The sequence below is a fragment of the Vibrio sp. 1-Bac 57 genome (assembly GCF_037546855.1).
In the GTDB taxonomy this organism is placed as follows: Bacteria; Pseudomonadota; Gammaproteobacteria; order Enterobacterales; family Psychromonadaceae; genus Psychromonas.
On sequence record NZ_JALAAC010000010.1, the window covers coordinates 130,199 to 140,894 of the forward strand.

9 protein-coding genes and 5 tRNA genes are annotated in these 10,696 nt (G+C 39.4%); 6 read left to right on the plus strand and 8 right to left on the minus strand.

Annotated elements, in window-relative coordinates:
- Positions 1 to 709 precede the first annotated feature (709 nt).
- The 5 genes from MT391_RS09060 to MT391_RS09080 all read right to left on the minus strand — a co-directional run bounded on the left by MT391_RS09060 (position 710) and on the right by MT391_RS09080 (position 1,480).
- Positions 710 to 807 (minus strand) — tRNA-OTHER (locus MT391_RS09060).
- A 209-nt stretch (positions 808 to 1,016) separates the two neighbouring features.
- A tRNA-OTHER gene (locus MT391_RS09065) sits at positions 1,017 to 1,114 on the minus strand.
- 66 nt (positions 1,115 to 1,180) lie between these two features.
- Positions 1,181 to 1,257, minus strand: a tRNA-Pro gene (locus MT391_RS09070).
- A 27-nt stretch (positions 1,258 to 1,284) separates the two neighbouring features.
- A tRNA-His gene (locus MT391_RS09075) sits at positions 1,285 to 1,360 on the minus strand.
- 43 nt (positions 1,361 to 1,403) lie between these two features.
- Positions 1,404 to 1,480: transfer RNA gene (locus MT391_RS09080), tRNA-Arg, on the minus strand.
- A 229-nt stretch (positions 1,481 to 1,709) separates the two neighbouring features.
- Between MT391_RS09080 and rnr the strand changes: the two genes are divergently transcribed.
- Entirely contained in the window at positions 1,710 to 4,256 is a 2,547-nt protein-coding gene (rnr, locus tag MT391_RS09085) for a ribonuclease R (protein WP_499497668.1), read from the plus strand.
- A 92-nt stretch (positions 4,257 to 4,348) separates the two neighbouring features.
- Complete coding sequence (rlmB, locus tag MT391_RS09090; protein ID WP_166372524.1) at positions 4,349 to 5,089, plus strand: 23S rRNA (guanosine(2251)-2'-O)-methyltransferase RlmB; 741 nt, start codon at positions 4,349 to 4,351, stop codon at positions 5,087 to 5,089.
- 69 nt (positions 5,090 to 5,158) lie between these two features.
- On the opposite strand, the gene MT391_RS09095 is transcribed toward rlmB, so the two are convergent.
- A complete protein-coding gene (locus MT391_RS09095) occupies positions 5,159 to 6,421 on the minus strand; it encodes a DUF481 domain-containing protein (protein WP_166372523.1) in 1,263 nt (420 codons plus the stop codon).
- 311 nt (positions 6,422 to 6,732) lie between these two features.
- Here MT391_RS09095 and rpsF point away from each other — a divergent pair, with 311 nt between their 5' ends.
- The 4 genes from rpsF to rplI are packed head-to-tail and all read left to right on the plus strand — an operon-like array spanning position 6,733 to position 8,160.
- Complete coding sequence (rpsF, locus tag MT391_RS09100) at positions 6,733 to 7,140, plus strand: 30S ribosomal protein S6 (protein ID WP_166372522.1); 408 nt, start codon at positions 6,733 to 6,735, stop codon at positions 7,138 to 7,140.
- 8 nt (positions 7,141 to 7,148) lie between these two features.
- Positions 7,149 to 7,454 carry a primosomal replication protein N gene (gene priB, locus MT391_RS09105; protein WP_299667973.1) on the plus strand — a complete coding sequence of 102 codons (306 nt, stop codon included), beginning with the start codon at positions 7,149 to 7,151 and terminating at the stop codon, positions 7,452 to 7,454.
- Positions 7,455 to 7,463: 9 nt separating this feature from the next.
- A complete protein-coding gene (rpsR, locus tag MT391_RS09110; protein WP_028869180.1) occupies positions 7,464 to 7,691 on the plus strand; it encodes a 30S ribosomal protein S18 in 228 nt (75 codons plus the stop codon).
- Between the two features lie 16 nt (positions 7,692 to 7,707).
- Entirely contained in the window at positions 7,708 to 8,160 is a 453-nt protein-coding gene (rplI, locus tag MT391_RS09115; protein WP_028869181.1) for a 50S ribosomal protein L9, read from the plus strand.
- A 173-nt stretch (positions 8,161 to 8,333) separates the two neighbouring features.
- On the opposite strand, the gene MT391_RS09120 is transcribed toward rplI, so the two are convergent.
- Positions 8,334 to 9,008 (minus strand): response regulator, encoded by a 675-nt coding sequence (locus tag MT391_RS09120; RefSeq protein WP_499497670.1) that lies wholly within the window; start codon positions 9,006 to 9,008, stop codon positions 8,334 to 8,336.
- Positions 9,009 to 9,110: 102 nt separating this feature from the next.
- On the minus strand, positions 9,111 to 10,541 hold the full coding sequence (locus tag MT391_RS09125) for an ATP-binding protein (RefSeq protein WP_499497671.1): 1,431 nt from the start codon (positions 10,539 to 10,541) through the stop codon (positions 9,111 to 9,113).
- Between the last annotated feature and the right edge of the window lie 155 nt (positions 10,542 to 10,696).

Here is a 10,696-nt window from a genome sequence, read left to right on the forward strand (position 1 = left end):
CTTTATATTAATAATGGATAGATATTAATAATGAAAAGCTCTTAATAGTGAATAAACATTGATAGTAAAAAATATGAATAGGGAATATATAGTTATTTATCAAAATGGCTATAGCAGAAATATTTAGCTTACAGAGTAAGCATATTGTTAAAGCTCCTTATTAAATAGTCAGCGCAACAGCCTTATAGATATAGTAGAGGAACAATCTTAATCACCGAGTATTTGAAATAAAGTAGATCTTTATATCTGTTTGGTCCGAGGTACGGCAGCAAAGAAGCGACAGCTTGGTGTCTGAGCAGTCCTTTAAGATCAAACCATTGAAAGAACGTTTTCAGAGGTTCAGGAAAGCAAAAAGCCTGTAACACGATTAAGTATTACAGGCTTTTCTAATGTGGTCTGTGATAGACGAAGCAGCGAAGAAGCGACAGCTTTGTGTCTGAGAAGTCCTTTAAGGTCAAACCAATGCAGGAACCTTATATCTCTAAAATGCAAAAATCCCGTAACAAATTAATGTTACGGGATTTTTTAATGTGGTCGGTGATAGATGGAGCAGCGAAGAAGCGTCAGCTTCATCTATGAGCAATCTTTTCAAGCGACAGCTTGGTGTCTGAGCAAGTCTTTAAGATCAAGCCAATGCAAGAAAGTTTTTAAAAGCTCTAGAAAAGAAAAAACCCGCTTAACTCATAGAGCTAAGCGGGTTATTCAAATGTGGTCGGTGATAGAAGATTCGAACCTATAAACCAGCCCCTCTGGTCCAACTCTTTATTCGCTTCGCGACGATGCGCCACCAAGCTGCGCTAATCACCGAGTATTTAGAGGTTCAGAAACGAAAAAATCCTGCTTAGCAATAACGCTAAGCAGGATTCTTAAAGGTGGTCGGTGATAGACGGAGCGAAAAAGCGACAGCTTTGTGTCTGAGCAAGTCTTTAAGATCAAGCCAATGCAAGAAAGTTTTTAAAAGCTGTAGAAAAGAAAAAACCCGCTTAACTCATAGAGCTAAGCGGGTTATTCAAATGTGGTCGGTGATAGAAGATTCGAACCTATAAACCAGCCCCTCTGGTCCAACTCTTTATTCGCTTCGCGACGATGCGCCACCAAGCTGCGCTAATCACCGAGTATTTAGAGGTTCAGAAACGAAAAAATCCTGCTTAGCAATAACGCTAAGCAGGATTCTTAAAGGTGGTCGGTGATAGAGGATTCGAACCTCTGACCCTCTGGTCCCAAACCAGATGCGCTACCAAGCTGCGCTAATCACCGAGATATCAATTTTACATCGAGAAAAGATGGGGCGAATGACGGGGTTTGAACCCGCGACAACCGGAATCACAATCCGGGGCTCTACCAACTGAGCTACATCCGCCACTATAAACTAAAGAACTGTATTAATGTTGCAATCCGAAATATGGCGCACCCGACAGGATTCGAACCTGTGGCCTTTGCCTCCGGAGGGCAACGCTCTATCCAGCTGAGCTACGGGTGCTCACGTCTTTAGCGTGGCGCGGATAATACTTAACACTGTAAAAGCTGTCTAGTCTTTTTTGTGTTTTTTTTAAAAATAATGGTTCGCTTGCTTAATAGATGAGCAATTAGACAAAAAATCAAAAAAAATCGGCTTTTTTTGATTAATTACGCTTAATAGTTGAATTCAAGCAGGCTTTCAGTCATTTTCAGATATACTTTCATTAATTGCCTTATAAAGAGTTACAACTATGACTTTAGATCCTACTTTAGATCAAGAACCCAAAATTTATGAACATCCTGTCCCTGACCGCGAGTTTATTTTACAATTTATCGAAAAACACGGTAAACCGATCACTCGCGATGCATTATTTAATGCTTTCTCTCTCAGCAGTGACGAAGAAGCAGAAGGACTAAGACGTCGCTTAAAAGCGATGGAACGTGATGGACAATTAGTCTGGTGTCGCAATGCAACCTATGGTTTGCCTGACAAACTGAACCTTGCTAAAGGTAAAGTTATTGGCCACAAAGATGGATTTGGTTTCTTAAAAACAGAAGAAGAAGGTAAAGACCTATTTTTACCTAATCACCAAATGCGTTTTTTATTCCACGGCGACACTATATTAGCGCAACCCGTAAAAGTAGATTCACGTGGACGTACTGAAGCGCGTTTTGTACGTTTATTAGAAGCTCGCAAAGAAACAATTGTTGGACGCTACTTTGTTGAAGATGGCGTTTCATCTGTTATTCCAGACGATTCTCGTATTAACCAAGAAATCATTATTCAGAAAGAAAACAATGGCGGTGCTCGCCATGGTCAGATAGTGGTAGTAGAAATTTTACAACGTCCTAAAGCGCGTTTTACTGCAACGGGTAAAATAACAGAAGTGCTTGGCCAAGATATGGAACCGGGCATGGAAGTTGAAATTGCGCTTCGTACGCATGACATTCCGCATGAATGGCCTGAAGGTTTAGATAAAGAGCTGGAACCATTTGGTGAGTTTGTGCCTGAAGAAGCTAAAAAAGGTCGTGTAGATCTTCGTGATTTACCATTAGTGACTATTGATGGTGAAGATGCACGTGACTTTGATGATGCAGTATTCTGTCAAAAAGAACCTGGTGGCGGCTGGCGCTTATGGGTTGCGATTGCCGATGTAAGTTATTACGTTCGCAAAGGGACTATTTTAGATAAAGAAGCGATTAATCGCGGTAACTCTGTTTATTTCCCAGACCAAGTAATTCCGATGTTACCTGAAGTGTTATCTAATGGGTTATGTTCTTTAAACCCTCAGGTTGACCGTTTATGTATGGTTAGTGAAATGGTCATTTCTGAAGCAGGTCATTTAACCGACTATAAATTCTATGAAGCGGTAATGAACTCTCACGCTCGATTTACTTACACTAAAGTCGCGTCGATTTTGAAAGGTGACGAAGCATTATGTGAGCAATACAAACCATTAGTGCCTCACTTACAAGAATTAGAACATCTATATAAAGCCTTTAAAAAAGCACGACATATTCGTGGCGGTATGGAATTTGAAACATTAGAGGTACGTTTCTTATTTAATGAAGCACGTAAAATTGATGCGATAGTGCCGTTAGTGCGTAACGATGCGCATAAGATCATCGAAGAATGTATGATCCAAGCAAATGTTGCTTCAGCTCGATTCATCGGCTCTGCTGATGCAGCCGCTTTATTCCGAGTACATGAAACACCTAGCGAAGAAAAACTAGCTAACTTTCGTTCATTCTTAGGTGAATTAGGCTTGAGTTTAGGAGGCGGTGAGAAACCAGCTCCTCGTGACTATGCTGATTTAGCAGAAACCTTTGCTGAACGTGATGATAAAGAGCTATTGCAAACTATGTTGCTGCGCTCAATGAAGCAGGCAGTTTACCAAGATGAAAACTTAGGTCACTTTGGCTTAGCGCTAGAAGAGTACTCACACTTTACTTCACCTATCCGTCGTTACCCTGATTTAATTTTGCACCGAGCAATTAAGTATTTAGTGGCACATCAAGCGAATAACCAATTAAAAGCTAAATGGACTGAAACCGGTGGTTATAACTATCAACATGATGAAGTAAGCCAATTAGGTGAGCATTGTTCAATGACTGAGCGCCGTGCTGATGATGCTACACGTGATGTAGCTGACGCGCTTAAATGTGAATATATGCAAGACCATATAGGCGACACCATGGTTGGTACTATTGCCGCGGTCACTAATTTTGGTTTCTTCGTACGTTTAAATGATATTCACATTGATGGATTAGTACATGTCACAGGTTTAGTGTCTGATTACTACATTTTTGATGCCGGCAAACAAACCTTAAAAGGTGAGCGTACTGGTCGTGTTTACCGCATTGGTGACGTATTAGAAGTTAAAGTACTTTCCGTTAATTTAGACGATAAAAAAATTGATTTTGAATTAGCCGATGAAGCAGTAGCAGGTCAGCGCAAACGTGGTCGTCAACCTGAAGATAAAAAGTTGGATCGTCCTATCGACAAACGTGCTCGTAATAAATCAGCAAGCCAAGATGATCAGCAATCCAACCAAGCAACGGATGATGAATCAGATAAGCAGCCTAAAAAAGCGGTTAAGCGAACAGGTAAAAAACTAACAGAAGAAGAGCTTGCAAAGAGAAAGGCTGCGAACAAGCAAAAGAAAAAACCGCAAAGAAAAGTAGCACAAGGCGAAAAGAATACAGCGTCTTCTAAGAAGAAAAAAACAACGGCAGCCAAAAAAAGTCGTCCTGGGCGTGCAGAACGTACACGTAACAAGGCTAAGAAAGCAGAATAATAACAATCCTGCCTAGGTCGCTAATTTACTTATGGTCAATTAGCGACGATAGAACTTATCCCGATTTAGATATTAAAGATTAGAGAAACAACATGAGTAAAAGTGAAATTATTTACGGTATGCATGCCGTTGATGCACTATTAGAAAAACAACCAGAACGTGTTATTGAAATTTACGCTCTCAAAGGACGTGATGACGAACGTTTAAATGATGTACTTAATAAAGCAAAAGAATGGGGTGTCTCAGTACAATTGATGCAACGTAAAGCATTAGATGACAAATCTGATGGGGAGCAGCACCAAGGTATTATGGCACGTGTAAAAGCAATGAAAGTATTAACTGACAATGATTTAGAGCCTATTTTAGCAGCGTTAGATGTTCCTCCTTTTTTATTGATTTTAGATGGTGTAACCGACCCGCATAATTTGGGCGCTTGTTTACGAAGTGCGGAAGCCGCTGGCGTACACGCAGTGATCATACCTAAAGACAACTCTGCAAGCTTAACACCCGTAGTACGTAAAGTAGCCTGTGGCGCAGCAGAATCGATTCCATTAATTCATGTTACTAACCTAGCGCGCGCGATGCGTGGTTTACAAGACAAAGGGATCTGGATTTACGGTACAGCCGGTGAAGCAGAACAAAGCCTCTACGATTGTAAGCTGCAAAGTGGTATGGCGTTAGCGATGGGAGCAGAAGGTAAAGGGCTACGCCGTTTAACCCGCGAACATTGTGATGAACTGATTAAATTACCAATGGCTGGCGCTGTTTCAAGCTTAAATGTATCCGTTGCAACGGGTATTTGTTTGTTTGAAGTGGTACGCCAACGCCTTTAATTAAGAAGTAAAAACGAATAACAATCAGCGCTAGACAGCCATTACTCGCTGTTTAGCGCTGATTGTTAATTAGAATGCATATTGAAGATTAAACCCCGTCGAAACCTCTTTATTTTCAGTATCCTCAGGTACGTTTTGATTATATTTATAGTCAACATCGAAGATTAAATATAACTGCTGGTAAATTCTATTCTGAGCTTTAAACTCCACACCATAAACACTATTAGAGTGCCCTACTTCAAACACTCCTTGTAACGACACTTGCAAGCTTTCACTCACAATCCTTTCATAATTCAGCCGTGTACGTAATATAAATTCATTAATAGAAACAGCATCTTCATCAGCATTCGGCTCAGCGAATTTATAGCCGGGGCCAAACTCAGTATTAAATTTATGGTTATTTTCATTAAAGAAAATATGCCCGTAACCAACGGTAAAGATATCTTCCTGCTCATAAGATGCAAATTTGCTACGTTTAATATCACTACGTACAAAAACTAAGTTCATTGGGTCTAAATTGTAGTTTCCCTGTAACTGCCAGCGAAGCTTTTGTGCGGTTTCTTCACTATCTTCCGATTCAGACTTAAACTCAATATCACTGTTAATATTGTATTGATCAACTTCGTCATAATCTAAGATTAAACGTCCGCGTAAGTTTTGTGTAATTTGATTATCTTGCTCATATTTAAAACCGAATTCAACAGCACCGGTAAAGCGATCCGGTAACTCTATTATCTCTTCATTTGAATCAACAATATCCGTTTTGATACTGTTATTTTCAATCGCAATATCAATGAAGTCTTGGTCCGCAATAGCATTATTTTCTTCGATGCTCCCCTGACCTACCTTTTTATTTTTGAGTAGATCAGGTTGTTGATCGATGGACGTTTTAATACGATTGATCGGCGAACTTAATAAACTGGCATGTTGTAAACGCTCTTTTTTTAATAGTGCCTTAAGTTGCTTTTCTTGTTGCTGACTTTCTACTAAATATGATTCTTGAATATTAACTTGATTATCTAGCGTCGATATTTTGTCAATCAAACGCTGATTTTCAGCTAATACTTGCTCTAGTTTTTTTTGCTGCAGCTGTTGTTTTAACTTCTCTGCCGCTTGTTGTTGCTCTAACTGCAGTGCTAGTTTGGTCGCCTCTTTTTTTGTCGATAGCGTTGTATTCGCCGAACTATTCGGCTTTGCGCCTGCGACACCAGCATCGCTATTAATGGTTCTGTCGCCCGCATTGCCCAGTGCACCATCAGCTTGAATATTTGTCGCGCCAGCATTCGCACCTATTGTCACTTCAGTAGTAGAAGTGATTGCCTGAGGAGTCATGTATAGCCCAACATTCACACCTAGCACGATAAGGTTAATAATTAAGATATAAAGGAAGGCTGATTTAAGCAAAATTAACTCATTTAAATGATTAGGGAACCGAGGTATTTTAGATTGTTAGTGTATAGATGCAAACAATAAGCAAAAGTTCTCATTAACTTTGTATTTATCTTACTTTTGTTGCTTGCGTAAGTTGTCGCCAAACTGTACAATCTGCCGGCTTAAATCAGCCATCCTTTTTGTTCCTTGCTTCTACTTGGTACGGCTGAGCCAAATTATGAAGCTACTAACCCGTAAGGAGCGATTTTTATATGCGTCATTATGAAATCGTATTTATGGTTCACCCAGATCAGAGTGAACAAGTTAATGGTATGATCGAGCGTTACACTACTTCTATTACAGAAGCAGGTGGTACTGTTCATCGTCTAGAAGATTGGGGTCGTCGTCAACTGGCTTACCCAATTAACAAACTACACAAAGCACACTATGTTCTTATGAATATTGAAGCTGAGCAAACAGTAATCGATGATTTGGAAACTGCTTTCCGTTTCAACGACGCTGTGATCCGCAACATGATCATGCGTACTAAATCTGCTGTAACTGAAGCATCTGTAGTGGCTAAAGCAAAAGAAGAACGTGTTGAACGTGCTCCTCGTGCTCCACGTCCAGATTTTGATGCTGCACCAGCTGCGCCTGCTGCAACAGAAGCAGAAGCATAAGAAACTGAGTGACTGATAACTTTTTGCAACTTACAGGTGTCGTAACTGAAAAGCCGATACATAAAACAAGCCCAAGTGGCATTGAACACTGTAACCTGACGATAGAACATCGCTCAGTGCAAGAAGAAGCTGGATTACCACGCAATACATATTGTTATATGCCTATTGCAACAAGTGGACCATTAGCAAGTCAGTTGAAAAATAAATTATCGAAAGGTATGCAAATTAAAGTAAGTGGTTTTATCACTTATCATCAAAGCAAGAGTAATCTTGGTAAGTTGGTGTTGCATGCTCAGTACATAGAACAAATTTAAGGAACTACCATGGCTCGTTATTTTCGCCGTCGTAAATTCTGTCGATTCACAGCTGAAAAAGTTGTTGAGATTGATTACAAAGACGTTGTTACATTAAAAAATTACATCACTGAAAGTGGTAAAATTGTACCTAGCCGTATTACTGGCACATGTGCAAAATACCAACGCCAACTAGCGCGCGCTATCAAACGTGCACGTTACTTGTCGCTTTTACCTTACACAGATTTACACAAGTAAATAGGAGCTATAGATTATGGAAATTATTCTACAAGATACAGTTGCTAACCTTGGTAAACTTGGCGATAAAGTGAACGTTAAAGCAGGTTACGCACGTAACTTCCTTTTCCCACAGCAAAAAGCTGTTCCAGCAAACAAAGCAAACTTAGAAGCTTTTGAAGCACGTCGTGCTGAATTAGAAGCTAAGCAAGCTGCTAACCTAGCTGCTGCTCAAGCACGTGGTGAAGCTATCTCTGCATTAGAAGCGGTTGTTATCACTTCTAAAGCTGGTGATGCTGGTAAACTATTCGGCTCAATCGGTACGCGTGATATTGCTGATGCAATCACTGCTGCTGGTGTAGCGGTAGCTAAAAGCGAAGTTCGTCTTCCTGAAGGTGCTTTACGTTTAACAGGTTCTTACGAGATCACTGTTACAGTACATTCTGACGTAACTTCAATTGTAAACCTTGAGATTGTTGAAGCTGAGTAATCAGTAACACTATTTTAATGTTTTAAAATACCTGCCTTGAGCAGGTATTTTTTTGTCTAAAATTTGCTTAAGGTACTATTGCCTTAAAGTCTAATTGAGTTAAAAGACAACTTACTAAGGCGCTGTTATCTAGGTACTGCTATCTAAGATGCTATTATCTAAGGTACTATTATCTAAGGTACTACCAAACGATAGCCTGCACCATATACTGATTGGATCATATCTTGTCCTTGGCTAATATCTGCCAGTTTTTTTCTTAACTTTTTAATGTGACTATCAATGGTGCGATTGTTAACAATACGCTCATCTGAGTACATATTTTGCATTAATTGTTGGCGTGTAAAGATACGACCTGGTTGTTTTGCAAGTGATCTAAGCAACTCGAATTCAACGGAAGTAAGCGCAATATCGGAAGCATTAAAACTGACAACCAAACGTTGTGGATCAAGTTTCAAAACAGCTTCGACATTGTCTAAGGTAAACTGCTGACTTCTCCTTAACACCGCCTTTACCCTAGCCACCACTTCTTTAGGGCTAAACGGCTTACAGATGTAATCATCCGCTCCTAACTCTAAGCCTAACAACCTATCAATTTCGTCCACTTTGGCAGTAACCATTAAAATAGGTACATTAGAAAACTGACGGATCTCCCTGCACAGAGTGATACCATCTTTACCTGGTAACATTATATCCAACAAAATCACTGTCGGTTGATGCGCTTTGACCCAACTCAACACTTCATCACCATGATGAATTTGATGCGGCTGATACTCAGTTAATTTGAAGTAATCAGCCAACAAATTAGCTAGCTTAACTTCATCTTCTACAATCAATATTGAACTCGACACGTTTTAACCTTATTAAGTAAATCATTATTAGTCAGTGTAAATGTACACTACCGCAGAATGTAAGATGAATTTAACTTGATTAGTATTGTTGCTTTAATATCATTAACTCAAGGGTAATTCGATAATAATAGCTAATCCACCCAGTGCAGATGTTTGTGCACTGATATGCCCTTGATGTGCAGCAACAATATGAGCGCAGATAGACAAACCAAGACCTGATCCTCCTGTTTTTCGATTCCTGGAATCTTCAACTCGATATAAGTATTCAAATAAATGCAACAAATGTTGTTCAGGTACTCCCACACCATTATCTTCTACAATGACTTTCACTAAGGCCGGAGATGCTTGTTGCTCAACAACCAGCGATATTTTTACTTCGCTTGCTTCGGCATACTTAATACAATTATTGATTAAATTTTCAAACAGTTGACATAAACGAGTGCGATCAGCAAAGACCATTGCAACTGGTGTTTCAATATCGACTTGCAACGTAGTGCCAACAGCCGATAAATAACTACTAAATTTATTCACCTCTGAAGCTAGCCATTGGGATAAATCAATATTGCTTTTGCGATAATGCATACCACCGATATCGGCACTTGTTAACTGGTGTAAATCATCAATAAGAGACTGTAAATGTTTTACTTCATCATTCGCTGAACCTATATTTTTTTTATCCAGCGGACGAACGCCATCTAACATCGCTTCTAACTCACCTCTCAGAATAGACACAGGCGTGCGCAATTCGTGTGATATATTGGCTAGCCAACGTTTACGAGCGTCTTCATTTTCATGCAGTGTTAATGCTAACTCATTAAAGTCTCTACTCAATTCACCAAGTTCATCTTTTCTATTTACATCGATATGTTGAATATAATTACCTTGCGTTAATTGATGCATACCAAAAATTATTTTCTTAATCGGCTCAGCAATGTGGCGTGCTAATGGAAAAGTAATTAAGACCACTAAGCCCATGGTCACTAAGGCGATTATCCACAGGTAACTTTTTTGCTGTTGTATGAAATCTAATTCGTAACCATCGATCATTTTATTACGTTGAGGGATCATTAACCAGCCAACATCTTGCTCATTAACCTTGAGTATCAATTTTTTGTAATCAGCCCGCTTAATATAATGCCCAGCAATCAGATTATCCTCATGGTCAAATAAAGCAAAACCTGGCTTTTGCCTTGGGCTAGTAAAATCACTTCTAGACGGAGGCGGCTCACCAAATTCAAGTGGTGGTCGCCGCATTAAGGCTGCACTTTCTATCTCACCATCATTATTTGCAAGGTTCATAATAAGCAAATCACCTAATTTTTTGTGATCACCTTGGATCCCTTTCCAACTGCCCTGTTGTGCATACTCTCGTTCCAGTTCAACGACTAAAGGCTGTAATGCCGCTAGCTGTTTACTGTTAACATACTCAGCGAGACCTTTGCCGATACTCCATTGTATTAACAACATTAAAGCAGCCACAAGTAATAAGCTAAAGCTAAAAAAAACCAGAAAAAGTTTGTTATGAATTTTCATAAGGAAAAACCTCTTATCAACGTGAATAGCGAATACAATACGATCAGATATTAAGCAAATGTTGATCAGTAAAATGGACTATTGTAAGCAACGAGGATGAACAACTATTCAGTAGAATTGTTATCAATTGTAATATTGGGATGAAGCTTATTGGG